Annotated in this window: 25 protein-coding genes and 1 tRNA gene; 15 read left to right on the plus strand and 11 right to left on the minus strand. The window is 68.8% G+C overall.

What is annotated here, in order from left to right:
• Positions 1 to 37: 37 nt before the first annotated feature.
• From NITAL_RS05490 to NITAL_RS05545, 12 genes are all read left to right on the plus strand, one after another.
• On the plus strand, positions 38 to 631 hold the full coding sequence (locus tag NITAL_RS05490; protein ID WP_157041639.1) for a hypothetical protein: 594 nt from the start codon (positions 38 to 40) through the stop codon (positions 629 to 631).
• Between the two features lie 38 nt (positions 632 to 669).
• A complete protein-coding gene (locus tag NITAL_RS05495; RefSeq protein WP_157041640.1) occupies positions 670 to 1,356 on the plus strand; it encodes a hypothetical protein in 687 nt (228 codons plus the stop codon).
• Positions 1,353 to 2,693 (plus strand): TadA family conjugal transfer-associated ATPase, encoded by a 1,341-nt coding sequence (locus tag NITAL_RS05500; protein ID WP_052665137.1) that lies wholly within the window; start codon positions 1,353 to 1,355, stop codon positions 2,691 to 2,693. Before NITAL_RS05495 ends, NITAL_RS05500 begins: the two co-directional genes overlap by 4 nt.
• Positions 2,690 to 3,538 (plus strand): type II secretion system F family protein, encoded by an 849-nt coding sequence (locus NITAL_RS05505; protein WP_083441251.1) that lies wholly within the window; start codon positions 2,690 to 2,692, stop codon positions 3,536 to 3,538. Before NITAL_RS05500 ends, NITAL_RS05505 begins: the two co-directional genes overlap by 4 nt.
• Positions 3,538 to 4,398: a type II secretion system F family protein gene (locus NITAL_RS05510; RefSeq protein ID WP_052665139.1), complete on the plus strand. Its 861-nt coding sequence runs from the start codon at positions 3,538 to 3,540 to the stop codon at positions 4,396 to 4,398. The genes NITAL_RS05505 and NITAL_RS05510 overlap by 1 nt, the downstream gene beginning before the upstream one ends.
• A gap of 46 nt (positions 4,399 to 4,444) precedes the next feature.
• Positions 4,445 to 4,711, plus strand: a complete 267-nt coding sequence (locus NITAL_RS05515; protein WP_157041641.1) for a hypothetical protein — start codon at positions 4,445 to 4,447, stop codon at positions 4,709 to 4,711.
• A gap of 105 nt (positions 4,712 to 4,816) precedes the next feature.
• Entirely contained in the window at positions 4,817 to 5,164 is a 348-nt protein-coding gene (locus tag NITAL_RS05520) for a TadE/TadG family type IV pilus assembly protein (protein WP_052665141.1), read from the plus strand.
• Positions 5,152 to 5,562 (plus strand): hypothetical protein, encoded by a 411-nt coding sequence (locus NITAL_RS05525; protein WP_052665142.1) that lies wholly within the window; start codon positions 5,152 to 5,154, stop codon positions 5,560 to 5,562. The genes NITAL_RS05520 and NITAL_RS05525 overlap by 13 nt, the downstream gene beginning before the upstream one ends.
• Positions 5,562 to 5,972, plus strand: a complete 411-nt coding sequence (locus tag NITAL_RS05530) for a hypothetical protein (RefSeq protein ID WP_157041643.1) — start codon at positions 5,562 to 5,564, stop codon at positions 5,970 to 5,972. The genes NITAL_RS05525 and NITAL_RS05530 overlap by 1 nt, the downstream gene beginning before the upstream one ends.
• The gene (locus tag NITAL_RS05535) at positions 5,969 to 6,991 is read left to right on the plus strand and encodes a hypothetical protein (RefSeq protein ID WP_052665144.1); all 1,023 of its coding nucleotides are present in this window, start codon (positions 5,969 to 5,971) and stop codon (positions 6,989 to 6,991) included. Before NITAL_RS05530 ends, NITAL_RS05535 begins: the two co-directional genes overlap by 4 nt.
• On the plus strand, positions 6,982 to 7,887 hold the full coding sequence (locus NITAL_RS05540) for a hypothetical protein (protein WP_052665145.1): 906 nt from the start codon (positions 6,982 to 6,984) through the stop codon (positions 7,885 to 7,887). Before NITAL_RS05535 ends, NITAL_RS05540 begins: the two co-directional genes overlap by 10 nt.
• A gap of 14 nt (positions 7,888 to 7,901) precedes the next feature.
• On the plus strand, positions 7,902 to 10,841 hold the full coding sequence (locus tag NITAL_RS05545) for a LysM peptidoglycan-binding domain-containing protein (protein ID WP_052665146.1): 2,940 nt from the start codon (positions 7,902 to 7,904) through the stop codon (positions 10,839 to 10,841).
• A 273-nt stretch (positions 10,842 to 11,114) separates the two neighbouring features.
• Here the strand turns inward: NITAL_RS05545 and NITAL_RS29365 are convergent, their stop codons facing one another.
• From NITAL_RS29365 to NITAL_RS05590, 9 genes are all read right to left on the minus strand, one after another.
• Positions 11,115 to 11,975 carry a DUF3644 domain-containing protein gene (locus NITAL_RS29365; protein ID WP_342674204.1) on the minus strand — a complete coding sequence of 287 codons (861 nt, stop codon included), beginning with the start codon at positions 11,973 to 11,975 and terminating at the stop codon, positions 11,115 to 11,117.
• A 3-nt stretch (positions 11,976 to 11,978) separates the two neighbouring features.
• Entirely contained in the window at positions 11,979 to 13,373 is a 1,395-nt protein-coding gene (locus NITAL_RS05555; protein ID WP_211262219.1) for a phenylacetate--CoA ligase family protein, read from the minus strand.
• Positions 13,374 to 13,432: 59 nt separating this feature from the next.
• The gene (locus NITAL_RS05560) at positions 13,433 to 14,596 is read right to left on the minus strand and encodes an acyl-CoA dehydrogenase family protein (protein WP_052665149.1); all 1,164 of its coding nucleotides are present in this window, start codon (positions 14,594 to 14,596) and stop codon (positions 13,433 to 13,435) included.
• Positions 14,593 to 15,402, minus strand: coding sequence for an SDR family oxidoreductase (locus tag NITAL_RS05565; RefSeq protein ID WP_052665150.1), 810 nt, complete (start codon positions 15,400 to 15,402; stop codon positions 14,593 to 14,595). Before NITAL_RS05565 ends, NITAL_RS05560 begins: the two co-directional genes overlap by 4 nt.
• The gene (locus NITAL_RS05570; protein WP_083441252.1) at positions 15,399 to 16,565 is read right to left on the minus strand and encodes a thiolase family protein; all 1,167 of its coding nucleotides are present in this window, start codon (positions 16,563 to 16,565) and stop codon (positions 15,399 to 15,401) included. The genes NITAL_RS05565 and NITAL_RS05570 overlap by 4 nt, the downstream gene beginning before the upstream one ends.
• Positions 16,562 to 17,254, minus strand: a complete 693-nt coding sequence (locus NITAL_RS05575) for an ABC transporter permease (protein WP_169786743.1) — start codon at positions 17,252 to 17,254, stop codon at positions 16,562 to 16,564. The genes NITAL_RS05570 and NITAL_RS05575 overlap by 4 nt, the downstream gene beginning before the upstream one ends.
• A gap of 79 nt (positions 17,255 to 17,333) precedes the next feature.
• Entirely contained in the window at positions 17,334 to 18,176 is an 843-nt protein-coding gene (locus NITAL_RS05580) for an ABC transporter ATP-binding protein (protein WP_052665153.1), read from the minus strand.
• Positions 18,177 to 18,197: 21 nt separating this feature from the next.
• Positions 18,198 to 19,229, minus strand: a complete 1,032-nt coding sequence (locus NITAL_RS05585; RefSeq protein WP_211262220.1) for an ABC transporter substrate-binding protein — start codon at positions 19,227 to 19,229, stop codon at positions 18,198 to 18,200.
• A gap of 83 nt (positions 19,230 to 19,312) precedes the next feature.
• Complete coding sequence (locus NITAL_RS05590; RefSeq protein ID WP_211262221.1) at positions 19,313 to 19,690, minus strand: MarR family winged helix-turn-helix transcriptional regulator; 378 nt, start codon at positions 19,688 to 19,690, stop codon at positions 19,313 to 19,315.
• A 620-nt stretch (positions 19,691 to 20,310) separates the two neighbouring features.
• Between NITAL_RS05590 and NITAL_RS05595 the strand changes: the two genes are divergently transcribed.
• Positions 20,311 to 20,538 (plus strand): excisionase family DNA-binding protein, encoded by a 228-nt coding sequence (locus NITAL_RS05595; RefSeq protein ID WP_052665156.1) that lies wholly within the window; start codon positions 20,311 to 20,313, stop codon positions 20,536 to 20,538.
• Positions 20,535 to 21,839 (plus strand): site-specific integrase, encoded by a 1,305-nt coding sequence (locus tag NITAL_RS05600; RefSeq protein WP_052665157.1) that lies wholly within the window; start codon positions 20,535 to 20,537, stop codon positions 21,837 to 21,839. Before NITAL_RS05595 ends, NITAL_RS05600 begins: the two co-directional genes overlap by 4 nt.
• Positions 21,840 to 21,957: 118 nt before the next feature.
• Here NITAL_RS05600 and NITAL_RS05605 read toward each other — a convergent pair.
• Positions 21,958 to 22,031, minus strand: a tRNA-Gly gene (locus tag NITAL_RS05605).
• 142 nt (positions 22,032 to 22,173) lie between these two features.
• Between NITAL_RS05605 and NITAL_RS05610 the strand changes: the two genes are divergently transcribed.
• The gene (locus tag NITAL_RS05610; protein WP_052665158.1) at positions 22,174 to 22,848 is read left to right on the plus strand and encodes an enoyl-CoA hydratase-related protein; all 675 of its coding nucleotides are present in this window, start codon (positions 22,174 to 22,176) and stop codon (positions 22,846 to 22,848) included.
• 103 nt (positions 22,849 to 22,951) lie between these two features.
• Here the strand turns inward: NITAL_RS05610 and NITAL_RS05615 are convergent, their stop codons facing one another.
• Complete coding sequence (locus NITAL_RS05615) at positions 22,952 to 25,852, minus strand: penicillin acylase family protein (protein ID WP_052665159.1); 2,901 nt, start codon at positions 25,850 to 25,852, stop codon at positions 22,952 to 22,954.
• Between the last annotated feature and the right edge of the window lie 21 nt (positions 25,853 to 25,873).

Here is a 25,873-nt window from a genome sequence, read left to right on the forward strand (position 1 = left end):
GAGGTCAACAGCAGGAACGGCGAGCACGCCGGGAACGTTGCCCACACCGGTTCGCCGTCGCCGCCCGTTGCTCGCCCTCGCGGCTGTCCTCCTGGCGCTGCTCGTGTGGCTGGTGGTCTCCAGTGGGCTGGAGCGCGCATCGGCACGAACTCAGGTGTGGTCGCTGGGCACTGACGTCCTCCGTGGCGAGACCGTCGACGCCAGCCAAATGGTGCCGACGGAGGTCGCCACATCCGCGGCTGCTGGTCTGGTCGAGGTGTCGAGCTCACGGTCCTCGGAACTGGCGGGCGGGGTGTGGGCGGCCGACCTGCCGGCTGGCACGTTGCTGTCAGCGGCGTTGGTGCTGGACACGCTCCCGGTCGACGACGGCGAAGCGCTGGTCGGGCTCGCCCTTCCACCCGGCGGGTGGCCGACGCCGTCCCTCCGTGCGGGCGACGTGGTGACGGTCATCCGGACCTCGGCCGGGCAGTCGGCCGTGCTGGTCGAACGCGCCACGGTCGACGCGGTCACGCTGCTCGGCGACGCCGCATCTGCCACCCGGCTGGTGACGATCGCGGTCCCTGCCGGAGCGGCTGCCGACGTAGCGAGCGCGGGGGCGGCGGGCGAGGTGTCCCTGGCGGTGATCCCGTGATCCGGGTCGCGCTCGCGTCTCTGGGGGGTGCCCCTGGCGTGTCCACACTGATCGCCGCGATGGCTACGGCCTCGCGAAGGCCCCTGTTGATCATCGAGTGCCCACCGGATGGTGGCGTCTTCTCGACGAGGTGGGGATGGCATCGTGAGCCCGGTCTCGTCGAGGCCACGACCGAGGAGGCGACGGCCTCGGAGCTCTGGCAGCGTGCACGACCGTGGACGGGAACGTCACGTCTGCTCGCAGGTGATCCGTCAGCGATCACGATGAGCCGGTCGGGGACGACGAGGTTCCTCGCCGACCGGATCGCTGATCTCGACCGGCCTGCGCTCATCGATCTGGGGCGCCTCCAGCCGGACGACGCGACCGTGGAGCTGCTGCGCCGGATTGACCGGTTGTGGCTCGTGCTCGAGGGCAACGTCGAACAGGCCACCGCAGCCACGACGTGGCGGCCCTTGCTCGAACGAACCTGCTCGGTGGAGGTGGTCCTCGCACCCGGACGGCGAGGTGATGGTCACTACGACCAGCGCGAGGTGTCCGAGACCCTCGGGTGGCCGGTGATCGCAGAACTCGTTCACGACCGTCGTGCAGCAGCTGCTCTCCGCGGGGTCGGCGCGCCGGGCGGCTGGCTGCTGGCGCGTCTACCCCTGGTGCGTCAGGCCGGCGAGCTGATGGAGCGCGTCAACCCCGAGGAACTCGCTGACCCCAGAGCCGAGGTGGGCGTGTGAGGAGACTGCTCGAACAGTGGTCGCGGCCCGCGGTCCGCGAGATCGTGACCTGGGCCCTGCCGCCGCTCGAACGTCGACTCTCCGACGCGGTCGACGACCAACAGCTCCGCGGTGATGACCTGGTCGAACGGGGAGCGATGTGGATCGCGGAGACCGTCAAGGACTTCCGACGGCAGGCGGTGGCCGGCGAAGTGACCGCCCTCGACGTCAGCGAGCCGACGCTCGCCGCCGCCCGGGAAGCGCTCTGGGCCGAGCTGTTCGGCCTCGGCCGTCTCCAGCCACTCCTCGATGATCCCTGCGTGCAGGACATCCACGTCAACGGACACGACCGGGTCTTCGCTGTGCTCGACGACGGCACCCGCGAGCAGCTCCCGGCGGTGGCCGATTCCGACGACGCGCTCATCGAGCGGTTCCAACTGGTGGCGTCACGGCACGGCGAGACGCCGCGCTCCTGGGACCGCGCCAACCCGACCCTGGACCTCCAGCTGCGATCCGGGCACCGGCTGTCCGCCGTCATGGTCGTCTCGGACCGCCCCTCCATCACCATCCGTCGGCCGACCACCACCCTGCACCGACTCGCGGAGCTGGTCGCGGTCGGTGCGCTCTCCGACGAACTCACCCGGTTCCTGACCGCTGCGGTCCGTGCTCGGCTGAACCTCGTCGTCGCCGGTGGGCAGGGCGCAGGTAAGACCACGCTGATGCGGGCACTGCTCAACGAGGTCCCGGCCAGCGAACGCATCGTGACCGCCGAGGACGCCCGCGAACTCCAGCTGGCAGAAGCCATCGATGCGAACGGGCAGTTGCTGCACCCGGACCTCGTGTCGCTCGAGACCCGTAGCTCGAACTCCGAGGCGGCCGGGCTCTTCACGCTCGCCGACTGTCTGCGGCTCACCAAGCGGATGAACCCCGACCGTGTGGTGGTCGGCGAGGTTCGTGACGTCGAGGCCGAACAGATGGTGGACGCGATGCTCGGGTCGACGGGCGGCTCGATGTGCACGGTCCACGCCACCTCGGCGCACAAGGCCATCGGACGGTTGCGCGCGCTGATGATCAGGACCGGCCAACTCGGTGAACGTGCCGCGATGGAGCTGCTGACCGACGCGGTCGACCTGGTGATCTTCCAGGCTCAGGATCCCTCGAGCGGCGCCCGGTTCGTCTCCGAGGTCGCCGAGGTCTCGATGGCTGAGGGCCAGGCCACCTTCCACGACGTGTTCGTCCCTGGCTCAGATGGTCGCGCCACGTTGCGTGCGGGTGGGCTCTCGCACCGGCTCGTTCAGCGGCTGGCGCCGTACGGGTTCGTGCCGGCCTCCGCATCCAACGGGCAGGTGATCCGGTGAGCCCGAGCCTGGCAGGGATGGTGGCTGGCGTCCTGTCCGCCGTGGCGTTGCTGACGCTGTTGGCCGCAGCCGGAACTACGGGTGTCCCGCAGATCGAGCGGCATCGCCGACTCGTTGCTGGGTTGCTCTCGCACCGCCGAACGTTGGCCGCCGTGGTAGTGGCCCTCGTGATCCTCGTGGCGACTCGCATCGTCGTCCTCGGAGTCGCGGCGGCCGCGGTGCTCTGGTTGGCACCGACGATGATCGCCACCAGCCGGCAGCGGCGGCGTGAGCAGGCGATGCTCGAAGCGGTCCACCTGTGGCTGCTGCAGCTTCGGACGGTGCTGGCTGCCGGCAGCGGTCTGGAGCAGGCGCTGGCCGAGGTCGCGACCCTCCAGCCACCCCACTCGCCGCTCGCGTCCGCGTCGCACCGGATGGTGGCGCGGATGGAGCGCCTCGGTCCCATCCGCGCGTTGCGCGGGTTCGCGAACGACGTCGACAACCACGTGGCAGACGCCGCGGTTGCGGTCCTGGTCAACGCGCTGTCCCGTCAGAACGTCGGGGTAGCCACTGCCCTGGATGACCTCATCGCCTGGGGGGAGCAGGACGTGCGCCAACAGCGTGACATCGACGCGCGGCTGCAGTCGGTACGCACCGAGCGGTGGATGGTCATCGCCATCTTCGCGGCCTTGGCCTGCTACTTCACCCTCGCCAACCCGGAGCTGATGGCCGTCTACACCACCTCGTTGGGACAGGTGGTACTGGCAGCGATCCTTGGCGTCGCAGCGCTGTGCCTGTGGTCGCTCGACCGGATGGCACGACCTCAGCGGCCGTCGCGCTTCTTCATCCGTGAGGAGGCGGGCTGATGGTCAGCATCGGGCTTCTCGCCGGCGCGCTCACCGCAGCTTCAGCGGCGCTGGCCGTCGTGGCTCTCGTGCCACGGCCTGCCGCGCTCTCCGAACGGATCCGGACCGCGCTGTCGACGGCGCCGTCGGTGGACGAGCGCGGACGCAGCCGTCTGGTCCGTGTCCAACAACGGTTGACCCCGGTCGACGACCGGCTCGCCGCGGACCTCGCGGTCACCGGCACGACCATCGAACGGCTCCTCATCCGACGGCTGCTGTGGGCGGCGACTGGCGCGGTCGTGCCCGTGCTGTTCTGGCCCGCGGGTCTCGCGGCGCTGGGCGCGCCTCTGGCTGCCGCGCCGGCGGTCGGCCTGGCCGGAGGCGCCGCAGGCTGGTGGCTGGCGATGTACGAGACCCGCGACCAGGCGGTGAAGCGTCGACGCGAGTTGAGCCTGGCGCTTGCGGCATACCTGCAGCTCACCGCGACGATGATCCGTGCGGGCACCGCCGAGGAGCAGGCCCTCCGGGACGCAGCCGCGGCGGGCAGCGGCTGGTCGTTCACGGCGCTGGAGCGCGCTCTCGAACGGGCTGTGCAGTCCGGCTCGAGCATCTGGCAGACGTTCGACGAACTCGGGGCCCAGCTCGGGATGGTGGAGCTGCGTGCCCTGGCGGCGGAGCTGCGCATCGCCTCGCGTCAGGGGTCGTCGCCGGCGCGCGCCCTCACGGCCCGGGCTGCCTCGCTACGCGACGAGGAACTCGCCACCCAGCTCACGGCCGCCAACCGCGCTGAGAAGCAGATGGCCGCCCCGCTGGTGGGCCTCGGGCTGTGCGTCGTGATCTTCATCATCTTCCCGGCCCTGGCCACCTTCATCGGCACCTGACCACCACGGCAACGACCTGGAGAACGCACGAGACAAGGAGCTGACGATGCATCCCCCACACCTCCGCCGCCCGGTAGTGACCGTCCTCGCGTGGACCTCCCAGGTCCTGGCATTGCTGATCGCCCCACTTCCGCACGCGGTCGCTTGGGCTACCACTGGTGCCAAGCGGATCCGCGAGGAGGACGGCGTCTCGGACGTCGTCGGCGGCCTGTTGATGGCCGGCGGTATCGCGCTGATCGTGATCATCGTGCTCGGCATCATCCAACCCTGGGCGGAGAACGAGGCATCCAACCTGCCGTCCTCCGGCGGTTGACCGATGCGTCGTTGCCGTAGCCGTCGAGGAGGCGATGCCGTTCGACCGGCACCGCCGGTCGGCACCTGGCGACGACGTCTCGCCGCCGAGGACGGAGCCGCCCAGGTGGTCCAGCTGGTGCTGCTCGCGCCGCTGCTCGCGCTGCTGATGGTCCTGTTGCTCCACCTCGGGATGTACCTGATGACCCGGCAGGTCGTCATCACCGCGACGGCCGAAGGGTTGAAGGAGGCCACGGTGTACGGGGCGATCCCGACGACCGACGGGCCTGCGCGCGCACGCCAGGTCCTGGAGGACCATTCAGCGGCGACCGGCGTGACGGCGGCCGCCACGGTGGACGACACCGCCGGGACGGTCACGATGACGGTGACCGCCCTCGCCCCCGCGATCGCGCCTGCCCTGCCGAGGACCGTGTCGGTCTCCCAGACAGCGACCCACGAGCGGTGGCTGCCGTGATCAGCGATCCGCGCGACGAGGCTGCCTCGATGCTGGTCGAGGTCGTCCTCTACGTGCCGCTGGTCGCGCTGCTGATCTGGCTCGTGCTGTGGGCGGGGACCGCGGGTCAGACCCCGGGCGAGCTCGAGCTCGCTGCCTCCGATGCGGCCCGGTCCGCGGCAGCGACCCGGGATCCGACCGTCCGTGCCGCCCGTGCGGAACAGCTGGCGACCGACCGGCTGGCCAACGTGTGCGACGCACTGACGGTGCGCACCGTCCGGGAAGGTCAGCTGGTCACCGTGACGATCCGCTGCCAGCTTCGCACGGACCCGATGCGCGGCCTCAACGTCGGGACCCGGACCTTCGAAGCCGTCGGTGTGTCGACGGTCGACCGCTACATCGTCGAGGCAGGTGCTTGATGGTGATCCGGTGCATGCGCGACGAGGACGGGATGGCGACGGTCTGGATGCTCGGGCTGGCGACCATCACGATGGTCCTGGTCGCGCTGGTCACCGACGGCGCGAGAGTGCTGTCGGCGGTCTCGGAGACGGGCGATACCGCCAGGGCCGCCGCGCGAGCCGGCGCCCTGGCAGTCGACCCTGCGACGCGCGCCATGAACCCGTCGCTGGCCGCTGGCGAAGCGCGCGACGTCGTCGCCGCGAGGCAGATGACCCCGGGGCCCATCGTGGTGGCCACCGACGGGACCTCGATCAGCGTGACCGTGGAGACGACGGTCGACCTGCCGCTGCTCGCACTCCTCGGCGTGCGCAGCCGGACGGTCTCAGCGAGCGCGACCTCCGACCTGCTGCAAGGAGTCAGCTCCCCATGACGAACCTCGACGCACGGCATCTCGTCGCGCTGGCCGCGGTCGCGGTCCTCCTCGGCGGCTGCAGTCCGAACGCAGCCGACGGCGACCCGCAGCCACCGACCTCGTCGCCGACCGCGGGGCCAGATGACGAGGCAGCGATGATCGATGCTGAGACTGCCGTGGCGCAGTACACCGCTCTACAGCACGCCATCATCCAGCTCGCACCGATGGACCCCGCGGACATCGATATCGAGGGGGCCGGCGCCGGGATCGTGGTGGGCGACTCGCCAGCCGACGAGTTCCTCACCGATCGTCTCAGCGTGATCGCCGAGACGGGATCCGGCCCATCGGGCCAAGTCACCCATGCAGAGGTCATCCGCCCGGCGAGCGACGGAGCAGAGCAGCAACGCGTCGAGCTGTGCGCCCTGCAGGAGACCGAACCCGTCGACATCGCGACCGGCGAGCCTGCCCCCGCAGTGCCAGAGTCGACCCCCACCTACACACGCTTCGAGGTCATCTACCAGTTCGTTGACGGCGATTGGCTCGTCGAGGACATCCCGGCCCTCCGCGCCGAGGAGCCGCCCGCGGACTGTGTTCCGCCCTCCATCGCGGAGGAGGTCGAAGCCAACTGGGAGGCTCACGACGAGGCCGTGCAGGCGTGGGTGGACTCGTCGTTCGGCCTCGAGGAGCGCGAGGCGTTGGAGCCGCTCGTCACCGACGCCCGGTGGGAGCAGATCCTCGAGACCGAACCGGTCGAGCCCACCGGCCGTGTCCGCGGTGACATCGCCTACGACCTCGAGCTCATCCGCGCCACGCGGACGGAGGTCTCCGGCGAGTGGTGTCTGGACGGCAACCGCGATCCCGACGCCATGACCATCATCGACGGTGAGCTGGTCAAGGACGAGATGCGCGCTCTGAGCCGCGGTCGCTGGCAGCTCCAGGATGGCGAGTGGCGCTTCGCCGAGACCGTCGAGTCCGAGGGCGACGGGATCGTGGTCGCTGGATCTCCCGACGCACCGGAGGGCCACCGATGCCTCTGATCCGGCTCGTGTACCTGACGGGCGCGCTGGCGTTGTCCTCGTTGCTGCTGGCCTGGCCTGCGGCCGCGCAGAGCGATGACTGTGTCGAGGTCAGGCAACCCAACCCGGAGCCTCCACCGAGCGAGATCACCGTCGGCGTCACCTGCCCTGGTGACCGAGACCAGGGCTCGGGGCCCGACGACGGAACACCGGTCTCTGATGGAGGAGGCGGTGGGGACGGGGGCCCGGCCTGCGAGTGGCGCCTGAGCGAGTGGCACGAATCGGAGATCCGCAACGGCGGCGAGCACTGGGTCCTGTACCGCTACGAGTGTGACGACGGGACCTCGGGCGAGACCTGGCTCTGCCAGAACTGCGGGGGGCCTGAGGATGAACCCGAACCGGACTGGGAGGAGATCCGTGACGGGCTGCTGCTGGAGGCCACCGCGACGCTCGACCTCCCGTCTCCGCGACTGCGTCACCTGTACGACTCGGCGCCCGACGGACAGGTTCTTGGCGTGGTCGGCGCCGAGTCGTGGTGGTGGACCGACGTCTCCGAACCGGTGACCGCGCGCGCCGAGGACGGACCGCTCTGGGTCGAGGTGACCGCCCAACCACAGGGCTTGGAGGTCGACCCTGGTGACGGGTCACCGAGCCTGACCTGCCCGACCGGTGGCACCAGGTACGACTTCGGGCGGAGCTACTACGACCAGGTCGGCGGATCGGACTGCTTCCACGTCTACGAGCGCACCTCCGCGGCTCAGCCGGATGAGACGTACACCGTGACGGCGACCGTGCGCTGGACGCTGACGTGGGTCGCGGGAGGCCCACTCGCTGGCGCAGGGACGCTGCCAGCGGACACCACCATCGAGACCGTGGCGCTCCCGGTCGGCGAGATCCAGTCCGTGGTGAGCCGCTGACGGAGGGACGAGCGATGAGACGTCTACAGGCAGCGGCCAAGCTGGCCGGCATCCTGGGCCTGCTGCTGGCGCCCCCGCTGGTGCTGGCAGCGATGGCGGGCAACCCTCTGCCGGCGTGGCCGATCGACTGGGGGTTGGTCGGCGATTCGCTGCTGACCGGGACCGTGGCCACCTCCACGTGGTTGAAGGTCGTCGCGGCCGCCGGATGGCTGGCGTGGGCCGGCCTGGTGGCGGCGGTGGGTGTCGACCTGGTCGCCGCGCTCAGCGGCCGAGCCTCGAAAGTGAGGCTCGCGCCGGTCCAGGCGCTGGTGGCCACGATCGTCTCGTTGGCCGGTCAGCTCGGTGCCGGGAGCGGATGGGCCTCACCCGTAGCGGCCCACGCGGCTGCACCTCCGGCAGCTGTGGCCTCCTACGACGGCGGAACAGCGCACGGCGAGCAGGTCCCGGACGGCATGCTCGTCGTCGAGGTGGTCGAGGGCGACTCGTGGGCCGGGTTCGCGCAGACGGCCGTCGGGGACGCCGGGGCGGCGCAACAGCTGCGGGAGGCCAACAAGGGGCGCGACGTCGACGGCCGGATCCTGAGCGGCGACGAGGCGTTCGTCGAAGCTGGCTGGCGGCTGCTGGTACCAGCGGAGATGGTCGCCGAGCCCGAGCGTGCGGTGCCGGTCGCTCTGGATCCCGAACCCCCGCCCGCTAGCGGAAACGACGAGGTGGTCGTCGCGGACGGCGACAGCTTCTGGTCGATCGCCGAGCACACGCTGAGGGAGGCGCACGGCGCAGCACCGAGCGACACCGAGACAGCCATCTACTGGGGCGACCTGGTCGAGATGAACCTCGACCGCCTGGAACCGCCGGGCGACCCGGACCTGATCTACCCCGGCCAGCGCATGCTCCTGCCACCGTTGGATGGCGCAGCCGACGAACAGCAGGCCACAGCGGAGCAGCCGCCTCGTTCGGCCGAGATCCCGCTGCCTGCGGACGCCGGCAGTGATGCTGGCGGGGACGGCTCCCTCGGCGAGGAGGACCGCGCACACAACGACACTCCATCAGCCGAAGCGGCTCGTGAGCCGAAGGGCGACCCCGCAGGCGGACGTTGGCAGGCGGCGATCGACAACGGCGCGGAGGGAGCCTCGGCGGATGCGTGGGACCACCCGGACAGCGACGACGCAGGGGAGAGGACGGCGTGGGGCGTCCCTGTCGGGCTGACCGCAGGCGCCGCCGCCGCGACGCTGCTGGCAGCCGGCACGGTGTCGTTGCTGCGCCGTCGACGACGTGCCGCGCTCGAACAACGTCCACAGGGGCTGCGGCTCCCCACACCGGCACCGAACGTCGAGGCGGAGGTCAGCCGACTCGAGGCGGCGACACCACCGGACGACACCCTGGACGATCTGGTGTCGCTGCTGTGTTCGATCCCGGAGGGGGTGGCCGCACCGCTGGTCACGGTGACCGACGGCGGTGAGGTGACGTTGCTGTTGGCCGACGGTGCTGAAGTGCCCGAGCCGCCGCCACCGTGGGCGGTCGCGGACCTCGCTGCCGACGGACCGATCGGCTGGTCAGCGCGGATCGGTGACCGAGGGCCCGTCCGGTCGATCGGTCTGCCGCTGCTCGTGACCGCCGGACGTACCGGCGAGACCAACGTCCTGGCGGACTTCGGGGCGATGGGTTCGCTGACGGTCACCGGCGACGACTCCGCAGTGCGCCAACGTCTCCGCGCGATCACGCTGGAGGTCGCCGCCTCTCGGACCGCCGGGCCGCTCGAGGTCGTCGTGGTGGGCGACGAACTGCTCGACACGCTCGACCAGGTCCGGCTTACCGACGACCCGACCGCGGAGTTGGCGGCAGCAGTTGCCGAACGTGACGCGGACGTGATCGCCGAGGACCGTGTCCCGCGGCTCCTGGTCTGCCACGAGGGGACCATCGCACCACGGGTGCCGGACGGTATGGGCGGCCTGGTCGCTGTCATCGCTGGGGCGGATGCCCCCGACAGCGGTTGGGTGTTGGAGGTCGCCGAGGAGCGCGGCTGGCTGCGGCTCCCTGATGGTGGCCGTGTCGAGCTGGCGCTTCCCCAGGTCGACCCAGGCCTGATCGACACCGAGCTGTGTCGCACCGACCTCGACGCCGCCGTGCCGATCGAGGCGGGCGACGGCGCCGGCGAGCAGGTCGTGGTGTCTCTGCCCTCGGTCGACGAACCCCGATTCGTCGAGGTGCTCCTGCTCGGACAGGTCGAGATCGTCCGTGACGGCGAAATGCTGGAGGGGTTGACGCCGCGGACCATGGAACTCATCGCCTACCTGGCGACCCACCGCCACGGGATCACACGGGAGCAGCTCGAGGACGCCGTATGGGCAGGCAAGGCGGCGAGGCCCGGGAGCCAGCGCGTCAAGGCCGCGATGGCCAAGGCACGTGATGCCCTCGGGGAGGGCCCAGACGGTCAGCTGCTGGTGCCGAGGCGACAGTCCGCCACGGCGCGGCCGCAGCTCTCCGACCACGTGGGAACCGACCTCGACCGGGCGTTCGCACGCCTCGCCGCTGCGCGGCAGCTCCCCGAGGCTGTTCGGTACCGCGAGATGACGGCCGCGCTGGAGTTGGTCCGTGGGGAGCCCTTCGCCGGCCTGCCGGTCTCGTGGGCCACCGACGTCGTCCAACGGGCGATCACCGAGCTTCAGGAAGCAGCGTTCGAGGCCGCCAGCTACTACCGCCAGAACGGCGAGTGGGACGCAGCGAAGACCGCGATCGAGCGTGGCCTGCTGCTCTGCGACCCGTCCGAGCCGCTCTACCTGGAGTGGGCCCGACTTGAGGTTGTCCGAGGCCGACGCGACCAGGTTGGCCGGATCTGGAAGCAGCTACGCGATCGGTACGCCGACGAAGCCGACGACGTCACCGCAACCATGACCATCCCCACCGCCGAGACCGAGCTGCAGTTCCAGCAACTGCTCGCCGGCGCCGGTGTCTAGCTGGCCAGTCCGAGTACCGTCAGTCGATATCCGTGGGGGTCTCCCGGCGCGGCTACAGGTGCAGTTGAGGTATCGGCCCCGTCGTCGATCGCGGCCGCTGCGAGCAGGGGTCACCCCTCACTCGCACTCGTTTTGGCTATCGGATCCCGCCCCAAGAATTTGCGGAACTTGCTGGCCGTACGCGTTGCCTTCACGAGTTTCTTCACGTACGCCGGGGTGTAGAGGTATGACTTGTTGGGCTTGTCGTAGACGCAGTAGCGGGCGTCCGCGGCCTCATGCCGGTCCGAAGCACCGGGCGAGCGGACGGTGAGGGCCCTCCACGCGGTGGTGAAATCGAAGTTTTCCGAAGCGGAACGGGATCTGTTGCTCGGCTTCCCGCGCGGCCTGCATCGGCTTCAGCAGCCCGGCATTCGCTACCGCACGCTCCTTCTCGTGGACGATGACGGTGCTCGTGGTGCCCAGAGACTCGAACGCCGCCCGCTGCTCGTCGGTCAGGTCGCGCGCCGCGACGTAGGTGCCTGCCAGGTCCGCTTCCGTCTTTGGCGCGACATTCGGTACGAGGTGGATCCTGAACTCGTAGCGCGGATCTTGGAGGATGTCGGGGTCGAGGGCGGCCTCGTGGTCCTTAAACAGGTCGACGAAGGCCTCGAGAAGGGCGTCTCTCGCGTCGCTTCCGGTGAGCAAGCCTGACGCGCTGATGGTCTCGACGAAGATTGGGAACCGCAGCTCCGAGGCGAGCGACTCCTCGGCCCAGAACGCGGTTACGAGTTCCGTTTGGAAGTTCAGCAACGACGCTTGGGCGTACCCTGCCGTTAGCAGGGACTGAGCCGCTTCGCATCTGTGTTCGATCTTGTTGCGGGGGCGGATAGTGAGCTCGAGGTTCTGATGGACCGGGTCGCGAGAATCCGACCACCGCTCGACGACACACTGCTTCAGGTCCCCACCATCCACTGATCTCGTGAGGCTAGTAGCGCTGTGAACAGCCCAGCGGCTGCACGGTCGTCGAGCACTTGGCGCGGCCGCTTGCTGAGTTCGTCCTCGACGGTGAGCAAGTGCCGTGATCGGATGGAAGCAGTGGTGCCCGGCAGCCGCAAGGACCATCACGAAGCGATACGGACAGGTTCTGCGTTTCATGTGTTAGCTGAAGCGGTTGTCAATCAGCCGCCTGGCCTTGCCCTCCCGAGCGTACGTGTACTCCGCGAGCGACCCGGCCGGGACGGGCTCGACCTCGACGCGAATCCCGAAGCTGTCGTGTAGGCGCGACTCGAGATCGCGCTTGAAGTCCTCCAGCGATGCGCCGTCGCGGTACTCGACCTGTACGGACAGCTCGTCGCGGATTTCTTGCCCGCGGTCGATGCGATTGACGATGCAGACCCACTCCCCGGTCGTGTCAGGTCGACTGCGCACCGCCCCGAGCGCGGCCATCGGGAAGACGTTGACTCCGCGAATTTTCACCATATCGTCGCTGCGGCCGAGAAAGTGGTCCATACGCTTGGTATGGGAGCCACACCGGCATTCGCCGGGCAAGATCCGCGTCACGTCGTTGAGGTCGTAGCGGATGATGGGTGGGTACCGACGGTAGAGGCTGGTCGCGACCAGCTTGCCCTTCTCACCCTCCGGCAGCGGTTTACCGGTATCTACGTCGACGACCTCGAAATAGACGAGGTCTTCGAAGATATGGAGTCCGTCTCGTTCCATGCACTCGATTGAGGTGTGCCCGATCTCGTGCGCCCCGTAGTTGTCGTAGACAGGGGCGCCCCAAGCTTCCTCAAGGGCCTCGCGCAGCTTGCCCTCTGTGTCGGGTCCGAGGTACGTAGAGAGGAACTTGGTAGGCAGGTCGGGGAGGTGCAGCCCCTCTTCTTCGGCTACCTGCGCGAGGCGGGTGAGGTACTCCGGGAACGAACCCCAGATGTTGGTGCCCCAGTCAAACGCGATCTCGAGCTGTCGCTTGCTGGAGGTCACGTTCCCGGTGCCGGTTGTGATGGGGACCATCCCCATCCAGTGGAACGCGGCGGTGTAGTATGCCCAGCCAAGATTGGCCATGGACAGGGTCGTCGGGATTTGGATCCGGTCGCCCGGTGCAGCTCCATGCAGGTAGAGCGCTCGCGCCATCGAGACGCCCTGCATCTCCATCTCGAACGGCGTGAAGAACGTTGGCCGCGGCTTGGACGTCGTGCCGCCCGACGTCTGAATCTTGATGGGTTCGCCTTGCCCGAAGCCGATGCCTTGGTGGGATCCAAACGGTGGGCTCGCATTGATCGACTCACGGAGATCGTCGACGTTGAAGGTCGGCAGGCGCGACAAATCCTCGAGCCCCCTGACGTCGCCCGGCTCGATGCCGTGCTCGCGCCACCGCTGGCCGTACCAGGGATTGCTCCAGCCGTACTCCAGCACGCTCCGGAACCGCTCCTGCTGAACGTCCTCGATACGCTCGCGAGGCGCGACCCACAGGCCGTTCACGTACTCGGCTGGCCCTTGCCATTCGCGAGCGAAGGCGTCCCAGTTCCGGGAGTAGAAGTAGCTGGCGCGCACGCCATCTGGATCGGCGAAGCCGTAGCGATTTGACATCATGTCCCTCGTTGTTGCCAGTTTCAGCCGCGGGCCAGCGTGTTGGCGATCCGCAAGCGCATGAGCTCGTTGGGGCCGTCGACCAACTGGCTCACCTTGGCGTCACGGAACAGGCGCTCGACATCGTTGCTGCGCCAGATGCCCTGCGCCCCGAATATCTGGACGGCTTCGCCGCACACGCGAAGCGCGACATCTGTATTGTGCGTCTTTGCGACGGCGACCTTCATCGATGCGTCACGGCTACCGATATCTCCGGTGCGGTCGAGCCAACGGGCAGTCGCGTAGGTCAAAGACCGCATGGCTTCAACGTCCACCTCCATCTGAGCGAGCTTGAAGCCGATGGCTTGGTGTTTGATGATTGGCCTGCCCATCGTCTCCCGCTCCCGCGCGAACGCGAGGGCGCGCTCGTAGGCGCCGACGGCTAGGCCCATCGCTTGGGTGCCGCCTCCGAGACGACCAAGGTTGAGCCCCTCACCGAAGATCCGCAGGCCCTCGCCCTCGTCACCCAGCCGTGCGGTCTCGGGGACCGTGACATTGCGCACCGTCATGTCAGAGTGCGGCAAGAGGCGGAAGCCGAGCGTGTCCTCGGGCGGCTGGATGTCGATGCCGTCCTGGTGCCGGTCGACGACGAACGCGCTGATTCCACCCCGCAGGCCGGCTTTGGGATCGGTGAGCGCGAAGAACAGCAGGATGTCCGCAGCCGCGCCCAGCGAGATGTAGCGCTTGTCACCCGATAGGCGGTAGCCGTAACCTTCACGGGCCGCGCGGGCTCCCATGTTGGCGATGTCAGTGCCGACCGTCGGTTCGCTGATGCAGATGGCTGTCAACTCGCCGGCGACCATCCGCTCGATGTAGTGGTCGCGTACTTCGCGCTGGGCGAACTGGAGCATTGTGGAGGCACACGCCTCGTGGGAGATGACGTTGGCGAAGCCACCGTCGTGCCGAGCAAACTGTTCCTGGACCAGCACGAGGTCGGTGATCGACGCCGCCCAGCCGCCGTCCTCGGGCGGCAGGTACATCGTTAGGTAGCCCTCGTCGTGGAGGCGCTTCTGAATCTGTTGCCACTCGTCGCTGAAGCCACCAACGCGGTCGGCCTCGCGGGTGGTCGGCAGCAGGTCGTCTGCGACGGTGCGGGCACGCAGCTGCAGTTCGACCTCGGGAGCGCTCAGCTCGTGGATGTTCGTCATGACTTGCTCCTGTTGGGTTCGTCCTGAAGCCCCGGTCCGTACGTAGCGCCGGCGAGCCACGCGCCGCCGTCGACAACGAGCGTCTCGCCGTTGACGTAGCTGGCGTCCGGGGAGCACAGGAAGCCGACGGCACGCGCGATCTCCGCGGGGTCGGCCATACGCTGCATGGGCAGGTGCGAGCTGATGTCATCGGCGCCATCGCCCCAGACGCTCTGCCGCGACCCGGGGGTGTCAACCGGGCCCGGAGCGACCGCGACCACGCGCACGGCCCGGTCGGCCCACTCAACACCGAGCGATTTCGTCAGGGACGCCACACCGGCCTTGGCGGAGGCTGAGTGCGAGCGCCCCGCCGCCCCAGAAATCGCGACGGTGGACAGGATGTTGCAGATCACGCCGCCTCCGGCATTGAACATGTGTGGGGCGACGGCGGTCGAGCAGAACCAGGTGCCCCACAGGACCGTTTCCTGGATTGCACGCCAGCCATTGGGTGAGAGTGCCTCGGCGCGACAGACGAAGTTGGCCGCCGCATTGTTCACGAGAATGGTCGGCGAGCCGAGCTGAGTGGCAACGCGGTCCACCATCGCCGACACGGAATCGGGGTCACGGACGTTGGAGGCGACGGTCAGCACGTCGGAGCCAGTCCGCTCCCGGAGCAAGCGTCCGCCCTCCTCAAGGTGTTCCTCGGCGCGGCTGGTGATGGCCACCTGGGCGCCGAGCTCGACGAGCCGGGCCGCGATGGCGAGCCCGATTCCTGTCCCGCCGCCGGTCACGATCGCTGGCTTGGACTCAAGAAGCCTGGCCGTCACAACGAGCGCTCCAGAAGCGTGACCGCCAGCGCGGCGGTCTCGTGCCCGACGCGACCACCGCCGTTCTGCGCCAGTGCGATTCGGGCGCCCTCTACTTGCCGCTCGCCGGCGTCGCCACGCAGCTGCCACACGAGTTCGACCAGCTGCGCCGCGCCGGTCGCGCCCACCGGGTGACCGCGCGACACGAGGCCCCCGGAGGGGTTCACGACCGGACCGGCGCTACCTAGCTTCGTGCGGTCTCCGGCCACGACGTCGACGAGCTCGTCCGGTGCGAACAAGCCGAGCTCTTCGTAGAGGCGCAGTTCATTGAAGGCCGTGGTGTCGTGTAGTTCGACGACGTCGACGTCGCCAGGGGCGAGACCCGCCGCGCCGAAGGCCAGTGTGGCGACTCGCTCGGCAATGGGCGGCACGTCGGTGCGGTGAGGGTGTGCAGACCCGACAACTGTGCTGGCGATTCTGACGGCCGGACGTCCGCCGTGTCCCGGCTGGCGGGATAGGAGCAGCGCAGCGGCGCCGTCACCGATAGGAGCGCACATTAGCCGAGTGAGACCCCCCCCTACGGAGGGGGACGCGAGAATCTCCTCGGCGGTATAGGGTTCACGGTATTGCGCGTAGGGGTTCAGGGAACTGTGGTGGTGCGACTTGGCCGCGATCTGAGCCAGCGTTCGCTGGTCTCCCCCGATGCGCGCCAGGTAGGCCTCGGCCGCTTCCGCCGCATGTCTAAGGAACGGGGATCCCTCGCCCGGCGGATGCACTTCCACGTCCACGGCGCTAGCGAGTGCTCGATATGAAACGGCGCGATCCTGGTGGTGCAGCTTCTCGAAGCCGAGGACTAACGCGGTGTCGGCCGTTCCGGACATGACGGCCTGCCATGCGAGATGGACCGCCGACGACGAACTAGCGCAGGCGTTCTCAACGTTGAAGACCGGCAAGCCTCCAATGCCGTATGGGTGAAGGACAGTCTGACCGCGGATGGCCTCCTGGCCGGTAACTATGCCGGCGACCGAGTTCGCGCAGTAGGCCACGTCGAGGTCTACCGGCTTGAGCCCTGCGTCCTCAAACACGGCATCCAGCGCTTCGCCAGCGAGGTCCTTCAGTGTTCGATCAGGATGCTTGCCGAAACGGGTCATGCCGACGCCCGACACGTGTACTGGCTCGGTCATGCCTCGACCCCCGGCCGCCAGTGCAGCAGGCGTCGCTCAAGCAAGCCCATCGCCGAGTTCGCGACCAGGGCCATCACTGCGAGGACGGCAATGATGCCCATTACGGCGTCGGTTCGAAAGAGGCTAGCCCCCTGCGCGAGTTGCTGCCCTAGGCCGCCACGGGCCGCCAGCATCTCGCCGACGATCACGCCAATCAGGGCCAGGCCGATGGAGACGCGGAGCCCTGCGACCAGGAACGGGACGGACGCTGGCGCGATGACACGTCGGTAGATGAACAGCCGGCTCGCTCCCATCGTGCGGACGGCGCCGATAAGCTCCTGCCGAACGCTCTGCACGCCCTCATGGGTGTTGAAGAGCATGACGAAGTAGACAAGCGAGAAGGCAAGGGCGACTTTGGACGCCTCCCCGATGCCGAACCATACGATGAAAAGCGGGGCAAGCGCGATGCGCGGCAAGCTATAGAGGACCATGATGAACGGGTTAAGTATCCGGTAGACCCGTCGAGAGGTCGACAGAAGGAAGCCGGTCAGCAGCCCGGCGAGCGAGCCTAGTGCGAGGCCGAGGAGGGTCTCCTTTGTTGTCAGCCACAGGTGCCCCATGAACTTCCCACTTGGCACCTCGCGCCAGAGCCACTGGCCGATTTTGCTCGGTCGGCTGATCCATAGGTCGCGGACGAGGCCGAGCTCCACGGTGAGCTCCCATAGACCGAGGAAGGTCGCCAGAATCACAATTCGCCAAGCAGCGTCACGTAGAGCGATCCAACGGGGCTCATCCATTGGACTCACCTCCGGTCCACTCCGAGGCGACCGTGATCTCGTCCCGCAGGTCGCGCCAGACCGTCGCGAACAGCGTCTGGTAAGCGGCGTTCTGAGCGAGCTCGTCTACGCGGCGAGGGCGGGGCAGGTCAACGTCGAAGACCGTCTTCACGGTGCCTGGACGATTTGATAGCAGAACCACGCGATCCGCCATGCGCAGGGCTTCCTGCAGATCATGGGTGACGAACATGACAGTGCGGCCCGTCCGCTCCCAAAGCTCGAGGAACTGGTCCTGCATGAGGATCTTGGTCTGGGCATCGAGGGACCCGAACGGCTCGTCCATCAGCAGGATCTCAGGATCCTGCGCGAGCGCTCGAGCAATCTGGACCCGTTGGCGCATCCCGCCGGACAGCTCAGCCGGATGGTGGTCGGCGAACCGTTGGAGGCCTACGCGGCCGAGCAGGTCCAGGCACCGCTGCCGGTCGACCTTCTCGCCGCGGGCTTCCAGCGGCAGGCCCACGTTTGCCAGGACGGTCAGCCACGGCAGCAGCGTGTCCGTCTGGAACATGTAGCCAATCTTCGGGTGGACGCCGGAAACTGCATCGCCGTCGACGCGAATGTCCCCCGACGTCGGTGCCAAGAGGCCAGCGACCATGTTCAGCAAGGACGACTTCCCGCATCCGCTGGGGCCGATGAGCGCAACGAACTCCCCCGGTTTGCATTCGAGTGTGACGTCCTTGAGTGCGGCAACAGCCTCGTCACCGGCCCGTTTGGGGGGAAACGTGAGGCCGACGGACTCGACGGTGATCGAGCCCTCCGTCCTCACGTCCGCTCCCGTCATGGTGGCAGTGGTCATCGTCAGCAACTTCCTACCGCACTACTGCCAGAGGTCGGCGAATCGGTCGTCGAGCACCGCGCTCGGCTCGATTGGCTCTTCCAAGAACCCGAGCTCCATGTAGGCGTCGACCCAGGCTTGGATCTCGTCCTCGGTGATGCTTGGCCTGAACGAAGCGCTTTCGATCTCGGCGATGCGTTCAATCTGTTCACGGGGCAGGTCACTGAACAGATGGGTCTCAAGCGCGTCGGCGAGCACCGATGGGTCCTCCGCGATGGCGTTGTCAGCCTTCACGACGGCGCGCACGATGGCTTCGGCCAGCTCAGGGTCCTCCTCGATCGTGCTGTTGAGCGCCTGCAGCGAGCTGCCGATGAGCTCACCGACGACCCCCGGGGCCTCATCGGTTCGCAGGTCTACGAGCATTTCGCCAACACCTGTCACCTCGGTGATCTGGGTTGTGCCAGGCTCCCAGGTGAGTTGGACATCGACTTGCTCGGCCTGCAGCGCAGCGACGTGCCCGCTCGTGCCGCCTGTGGCGACCAGATCGACGTCCGAGTCGGGGTCGAGACCGACCTCGTGGAGGCTGAGGCGTGCGAAGAAGTCGGTCAGCGACCCAGGGGAGGAGATTCCGACCGTGCGACCCTCGAGGTCCTCGAGGCCGGCAATTTCGCCCGCCAGATCCGAGCGAACGACGAAGCTGAAGATCGGTTTGCTCTGGAAGAGGACGAGGTTAGTGACATCCTCTCCAGCGGCTTCCATGAGCAGGGTGCTAACGACGCCCCCCGCGCCATAATCGACCTCCCCGGTGAGCATGGCCTGCTCAGATGCGGCCCCGCTGTCGAAGTCGACGATTTCGGCGCGGATGCCTTCTTCTTCGAAGTAGCCAAGATCGTTGGCGACGTGCAGGCCGATCGATGTCATGGACGGCACGGCACTGAACGAGACGTCGGTGAGCTCCGTTGTGTCCTGGCCGTCGTCCGCATCAGTACCCGTCTCCTCAGGAGCCGTGGGCTCGTCAGTCGGCGTGTCCGGCGCGGTGGTTTCCTCACCTCCCCCGCACGCGGTCAGGACCATCGCCGAAACGACGGCCAGAGATAGGTGCAAGGAACGGTTCGGTATCATCGGATCCCCTCCCGCAGGGTCTTGAGCGATTAGGGCTAGGTGACCCCTGGGTCTGGTGCTCCCGGTACACGACTGAGCACTCGATCGTTGATGCCGGCCTGCAGCAGCGTCAGCAAGTCGAACAACTGGCCAGTCTGGTCGCCATCGAGGCTGTCCATCAGCGCTTCGATGTTCCGGAGGTGCTCGGGAAACACGCGCTGGACGAGTTCGGTGCCCTCAGCTGTCGGCTCGACATGCACGACCCTGCGGTCGCTCAGGTCGCGAATGCGCGCAACCAAGCCGCGTGCCTCCAAGCGGTCAACGAGCTTGGTGGTGCCGCCATTGCTGATGGATACCCATCGGCTGAGAAGGGACAGCGACTGGGGTCCGTCACCCACGAGCAGCCGCAGAGCACAGAATTCAGCTGTCGTCACGTCGTGGCGAGCTAGGAACGTCTCAAGCTCTTCCTCGAGCCTCCGCGTAACTGCGCGCAGTTGGAGGTACGTCCCGAAGGTGTCACGTGGGGGCTTGCGGTGCAGCTCGCGTGTCGCGCGATAGCGCTCTGGTGACGCGGAGGGCGAGGCACCGGTCGCAGTCATAAAGAGTCACCCCTAGGTAAAGGTCAACTGAGAAGTAGTTCTCTAGTAAACCATCAACTCGTCACGGAGTCAACCCGGGCAAGCTCCTACTAGACCGTCGCATCCGGTCGGGGTGTCCGGCGCAGCCGTGCTGCCATCCCTCTCGTAGCTGGCGGCGTCGCCGCAGCGACCGCAGGTGTGATTGTCCCGCTGCTACGCGACGGTGATCGAGCCGCTGGCCATGAGGGGCAACGGCGCTGCGATCGCGATTGCTTGGCCCAGCGCACGCCTTGAGCATCGGATGCGCCCGTCTGCTCCTCAATGGCCACGTGCGGGCAACCTCGGGCTCGAAGCGAGTTCCGCGTGGCAGCACGCGGCAGGGGAGTGCGCGATGCGCCCGTCTGTCACTGGTGAGTGGCACGGAGGTGCAGTACCTGGGGGAAGGAGCGGCGAGCCGCCTGACGAGGAGCTGAGCGATGACGACGACGCAAGCCCTGCCACCCACCATCACGGTCGAGCAGGCAGGGGGGCTGCTCGGCCTACCGGTCCGAACCACCTACCGGGCAGCGGCCCGCGGCGAGATCCCCGCGATCCGGGTCGGGCGACGGCTGCTCGTGCCGACCATGCGACTCCTCGACCTCCTCGGCCTCGACGCCGACGACGCAGCGCTGCTGCTCCTGGCTGACGAGGCACAGCCGGCATGAAGGGCAGCGTGTTCAAGCGGTGCAGCGGCTGCGGTCGCCGCGTCGAGGGACGGCGTTGTGCCAAGTGCGGCGCGACGACCGTGAACTGGGCCTTCCGGGTGAAGATCGCCAAAGACGATCGCGGTCGGTGGCGCGAGACCTTCCGGAGCGGCTTCGAGACCAAGCGGGACGCTGATCGCGCCCTTACCGAGCTACTGGCCTCCCTCCACCAGGGCGGCTACGTCGCGAACAACGCGATCACCCTCGGCAACTACCTGACTGAGGAGTGGCTGCCTGCGACCGCGCCCCCACGCGTCAAGCACAGCACTTGGAACGACCGACGGTTGAACCTCGAGCTGCACGTGGTGGCCCACATCGGCGCCATCCGGCTCCAGGACCTGACGTCGGCACACCTCAACCGGCTCTACGCCGACCTGATGGTGGACGGCCGCCGTGATGACACAGGGGGTTTGTCAGCGACGACCGTCCGGCGCATCCACGCGATGCTCCGCAAGGCGCTCAACGATGCCGTCCGCTGGGGCCTCCTCGAGCGCAACCCAGCCGTTCTCGCGGACCCCCCGGCCGCCCGGATCGAGAAGGCAGCACAGCGCCGCCGGATGCAGACCTGGAACGCCGACGAATTGCGCCGCTTCCTCCAGCAGACCGAGGGTGACGAGCTCCACACCGCGTGGTTCATGGCGGCCAGCACCGGCATCCGTCGCTCCGAGCTCCTGGGGCTGCGCTGGTCGGACCTCGACCTGGAGGCTGCGCACCTGCAGGTCCGGCGGACGGTCGTGCCTGGTCCGGACGGCGTCTACGACTTCATCCTGATGGAAGAGCAGAAGTCCTCGGCCTCCGCCCGGACCATCCACCTCGATGGCCGCACCGTCGCGGTCCTCCGGGCGCACAAGGCCGCTATGGAGGAGGTGCGGCCGTGGCGCACCGAGGATCACGATCTCGTCTTCCCGCGCCTCGACGGGCGGTGGTGGAACCCTCCCGCGATCACGCAGGCGTTCCGCCGCGCTGTTCTGGTTGCCGACGTTCCGCGGATTCGCCTCCACGATCTGAGGCACACGCACGCGACGCTCCTGCTTCGTGCAGGCGTCAACCCGAAGGTGGTCTCGGAGCGGCTCGGTCACAGCTCGGTGGCGTTCACGCTGGACACCTACGCGCACGTGATGCCCGGCATGCAGCCGGAGGCCGCGGAGCAGTTCATGGACGCGGTGTTCGGCGGCCAACCGACGAGCCGCGATGCCGAGCAACGGGGTCCGAACCGTCCGACCGCAGGCGAACCTGACGACGATCCGAGGTGGGAGCGATGACTGAGAACCGACCGTCCCAGTGCCGACGTCGAAGCGCGTGGGAGCAGGATGGGAGCAGAGCGGCCCCGGGCGCAACGAACCCCAGGCGAGGAAACCTGCTCTCACCTGGGGCTTCGTGTGGAGCGGGTGAGGGGAATCGAACCCCCGTCGCTAGCTTGGGAAGCTAGAGCTCTACCATTGAGCTACACCCGCAGGAGGCGCGGACGGTATCCCGCGGCTGACCTCTCCTGCAACGTCGGGCGGCTCGCGCCCGGGCCGGGGCGATGGGGCCGGCCGCCCTCGGGGCTGGTCGGCGACCTAGGGTTCGGCGACCGCTGCCCGGGAGAGCTGCCTCGTGCCAGAGCTGCGTCGTGACGGTGACGTCTTCGTCCTCGACATCGGGGACGGCGAGAACCGTTTCAACCCGGGGTGGCTCGACGACATCGAGACGGCTCTCGACATCGTCGAGCGCGCCGACGGCCCACGCGCGCTGGTCACCAGCGCGACGGGCAAGTTCTGGTCCAACGGGCTCGATCTCGCCTGGATGACTGAGCACGCCGACGAGGTCGCGGACGTGGTCCACCGCGTCCACGGGCTGTTCGCCCGGCTGCTCAGCTCGCCGGTCCCGTCGGTCGCCGCGATCCAGGGGCACTGCTTCGCCGCCGGCGCCATGCTCTCGCTCGCGCACGACCAGCGGGTGGCCCGCGCGGACCGCGGGTTCTGGTGCCTGCCTGAGGTGGACATCAACATCCCGTTCACCCCGGGTATGAGCGCGCTGATCCAGGCACGCCTCACGCCGGCCGCCGCCCATCAGGCCATGACGACCGCCCACCGCTACGGCGGGCACGACGCGCTCGCCGCCGGCATCGTCGACGCCGCGGTCGGCGAGGACGAGGTCCTGGCGACGGCGACCGGGCGTGCGGAGGCCCTCGCGCCGAAGGCCGGCCCGACCCTGGCGGCGATCAGGACCGGGATGTACGGCCCCGCCCTCGAGGCCCTCCGCCGCGACATCCCCATCGTCCTCCCGTAGGGCGGACCGTCACCGAGGCGCCGGGCAGCTCACGACCGGCGGGGAGCTCACGACGCTCCTCACATCGTGAGCCGCCCGGCGGTCGTCTGACACCCGACGGTCGTCAGACACCCGCTCCGCGGCGGCCACGCAGCCGCAGACCGAGGCTCGCCCCGAGCAGCGCCAGCGCCAGCAGGCCGGCCGTCGAGGTCCCGGTGACGGGCCGCTGGGCGCTCGCCGGCTGCATCGCGACACCGGCCACACCGGTCGCACCACCGTCACCGCCGCGACCGTCGCCACCGGCGCGCTCCCGCCCCCGGTCGCTGCGGCGCTCGTCCGCCCGGTCCGACCCCGGTGGGTCACGGTCGTCGCCACCGACCCCGCCGTCACCGTCCGACGCGCCACCCTCGGACGTCACCGTGGTCACCGTCAGGGCCGGGTCGGCGAGGATGTCCTCCTCGCAGAACCGCATCGGCACGAACCGCTTCTCGGAGAACTCGCGGGTCTGGTCGGCGAGGTGGGGCGAGGTCACATCGTCGGACTGCGAGTAGGTCACGATCGCGGACGCGTCGACGGGGCAGCCTTCGTCCTGCCAGGTGGCGACCATCACGAACGAGCTGCCGTGGGTGACCCGCGGGTACCCCGTCTCGGGGTTCCAGCTGACGTTGATGGCGTTGAAGACCCCGACGCCACCGGGCCCCCCGTGGATCGGGATGCGCTCGCCGGTGCCGCGGGTCTCGTACTGCCACTCGCCGAGGGGCGCGTCGTAGGGGATGCCGGCGCCGTCGAGGTCCGCGATGGCGTCACCGAGGGCGATCGACACCCGCGGGTCGAGGGTGTTGAGGTCGCGCGGCGTGCCGATCGGGTCGTCGACCGAGAACGGTGTGGTCCACGGCAGGCCGAGCACTCCCGTGCCCGTCGGGTCGCCGACCGGTGAGGTCATCCCCTGGAGGTTGCTCACGAAGCGGCGGAACAGGATCGCGCCGGTCGAGTCGAGGTCGTCGCGCACGTCCCAGCCCTCGAGCGCGTCGCACGCCTCGGCGGTCTCCACCGGCGGTCCCGATGTGGTCGGCACGCCGGGCACCGACCGGCAGTGGTCGAGCAGGTCGTCGCGGGTCAGTTCGCCGGCGAACTGGCGGTTGTCGAACACCGCCTGTTCGAGGATCGGGCGGTTCCACAGGCGGCCGGCTTCGTCGCCCCAGTCGTCCACGCCGGCGAACCGGTCGGCGACCATCTGCAGGCCGACGCGGGTGCGCAGGGTCCGCGGGGTCTCCTCGTCACCGATGATGCGGGCGAAGCCGGTCAGGGGCTCGTCGGGGTTGGACAGCCAGTAGCTGTCGTTGCCGTTGTGGACGTAGTCGTGACGGAACAGCACCGGCAGGTTGTCCGGGCCGAAGATGCCGGGCACGACCGCGTCCGGGTCGGTGTCCCAGCCACAGTCCGAACGTGCCCCGTCGAGGACCGGCAGCCCGAGCGCCGCGAACGTCACGATGCCAAGGGCCGTCGGGCAGGCGGTCACCTTGTCGTCCGGCACGTTCGGGACCACCGAGACGTCCGAGTAGTACGCCTCGCCGCTGGCGTCCGCCGCGATCGTGTTGACCCACGGCACGCCCTGGTTCCGGACCGTCAGCTCACGCAGGTCCCGCACGCTCTGCGCGTGGTTCTTCTCGAAGAAGTGGTTGAGGTAGCGCAGGTGGTCGTTGGCGTCGCCCATCGCGAAACCGACCGCCGGCGTCCACGGGAACAGCGGCAGGCCGAGGATCCCCGTCATCATCGGGCCGTAGTCGGTCCAGTACAGGGTCCGCTCGACCTCGTCGATGGCGCCGTCCTCGGTGCGGACGGGCACGGTCACCGTGCGTCGCTCCATCTCGCGCGGCTGACCGTCCACCAGGTAGGTGGTCGGCGATCCGGGCACGAGGGTGAGCTGGAAGGGGGTGAAGCGGAACGCCGTCGACACCGTGTGCGACCAGGCCACACCCTCGGTGGTGCCGATCAGCACGATCGGGACCCCGTACAGCGAGGCGCCCTGGACGTCGAGGACCCCGGGGATGGTCAGGTGGGCGTGGTAGAGCCGCTCGCCGCCCTGCCACGGGAAGTGCGGGTTGCCGAGGACGAGGCCGCTGCCGTTCTCGGTCGCCTCGGCCCCGAAGCCGTACGCGTTCGAGCCGATGCCGAGGATGCCCTCGGCCCGGTTCGGGAAGTCGGCCACGGCGCTGCGTTGGGTGGCGCTGACACCCGGGATGTCGGGCAGCTGATCGACCGGCACCGGTGCCGCGTCCGGGTCGAGCAGGTCGGCGAGGTCGCCGAGTTCGGGCGCGTCACGCCCGTCGCCATCACCGGCCCCACCGAGGTCGGGGGTTGGCGGCGTCGCGCCGCCGATCTCACCGATCGCGATGCCCGTCGAGGCCAGGCTGGCCAGCTGGTAGAAGCGCAGGTAGGCGTCGTGCTCCGTGATAGGCCGGACCCACTCCTGGCCCGCGCAGGCGGGGTCGGAGATCCCGTCGGGACCACCCACGTCGGCCAGGTATCGGTTGTACCCGGCGACGTACCCACGCACGCCCTCGACCAGGCCGTCGGAGGGACCGTGTGGTGGCGGCTGGTCGAGCAGCTCCTCGATGCGGCCGCTGGCGTTGATGGCGCGGTAGTAGGCGTCCGAGTCGAGGTTGCCGTGCGTGGTGCCGTTGCCGTGGAACGTCCAGGACCCGTCCGGACCGAAGAACCGCGACCGGTCACCGCGGACGGTGACGTAGAAGTCGGCCGCCGTGCAGATGTTGTCCTCGGCGAAGGCGTAGCCGTAGCCGAACCCCATGTCGCCGTAGTCCGCCGCGAGGATGTGGGGGATGCCGAACTCGGTGCGGCGGATGGTGGCGGCGTACCCCTCGCCGACGTGGCTCGGATCGTCGAGCTGCACCGCGGGCCCGTAGGCCGGGGGACTGGCCGACGCCGGCCCGGTCAGCGCCACCACCGTCGCCGCGGTCAGCGCCGCCGTCAGCGCTGCGGCCAGCGTTCGTCCTGCTCCACGCACGTGTCGCTCCTACCGATGGGT

The organism is Nitriliruptor alkaliphilus DSM 45188 (genome assembly GCF_000969705.1).
GTDB lineage: Bacteria > Actinomycetota > Nitriliruptoria > Nitriliruptorales > Nitriliruptoraceae > Nitriliruptor > Nitriliruptor alkaliphilus.

What these genes read in the sequence shown, in the direction of transcription:
- NITAL_RS05540 (WP_052665145.1), top strand. Translation starts at nt 6,982, where the DNA reads ATGCCTCTGATCCGGCTCGTGTACCTGACGGGCGCGCTGGCGTTGTCC.
- NITAL_RS05510 (WP_052665139.1), top strand. Translation starts at nt 3,538, where the DNA reads ATGGTCAGCATCGGGCTTCTCGCCGGCGCGCTCACCGCAGCTTCAGCG.
- NITAL_RS05560 (WP_052665149.1), bottom strand. Translation starts at nt 14,596, where the DNA reads ATGACGAACATCCACGAGCTGAGCGCTCCCGAGGTCGAACTGCAGCTG.
- NITAL_RS05580 (WP_052665153.1), bottom strand. Translation starts at nt 18,176, where the DNA reads ATGACCACTGCCACCATGACGGGAGCGGACGTGAGGACGGAGGGCTCG.
- NITAL_RS05570 (WP_083441252.1), bottom strand. Translation starts at nt 16,565, where the DNA reads ATGACCGAGCCAGTACACGTGTCGGGCGTCGGCATGACCCGTTTCGGC.
- NITAL_RS05585 (WP_211262220.1), bottom strand. Translation starts at nt 19,229, where the DNA reads ATGGTCCTGACCGCGTGCGGGGGAGGTGAGGAAACCACCGCGCCGGAC.
- NITAL_RS05535 (WP_052665144.1), top strand. Translation starts at nt 5,969, where the DNA reads ATGACGAACCTCGACGCACGGCATCTCGTCGCGCTGGCCGCGGTCGCG.
- NITAL_RS05595 (WP_052665156.1), top strand. Translation starts at nt 20,311, where the DNA reads ATGACGACGACGCAAGCCCTGCCACCCACCATCACGGTCGAGCAGGCA.
- NITAL_RS05530 (WP_157041643.1), top strand. Translation starts at nt 5,562, where the DNA reads ATGGTGATCCGGTGCATGCGCGACGAGGACGGGATGGCGACGGTCTGG.
- NITAL_RS29365 (WP_342674204.1), bottom strand. Translation starts at nt 11,975, where the DNA reads ATGAAACGCAGAACCTGTCCGTATCGCTTCGTGATGGTCCTTGCGGCT.
- NITAL_RS05515 (WP_157041641.1), top strand. Translation starts at nt 4,445, where the DNA reads ATGCATCCCCCACACCTCCGCCGCCCGGTAGTGACCGTCCTCGCGTGG.
- NITAL_RS05600 (WP_052665157.1), top strand. Translation starts at nt 20,535, where the DNA reads ATGAAGGGCAGCGTGTTCAAGCGGTGCAGCGGCTGCGGTCGCCGCGTC.
- NITAL_RS05545 (WP_052665146.1), top strand. Translation starts at nt 7,902, where the DNA reads ATGAGACGTCTACAGGCAGCGGCCAAGCTGGCCGGCATCCTGGGCCTG.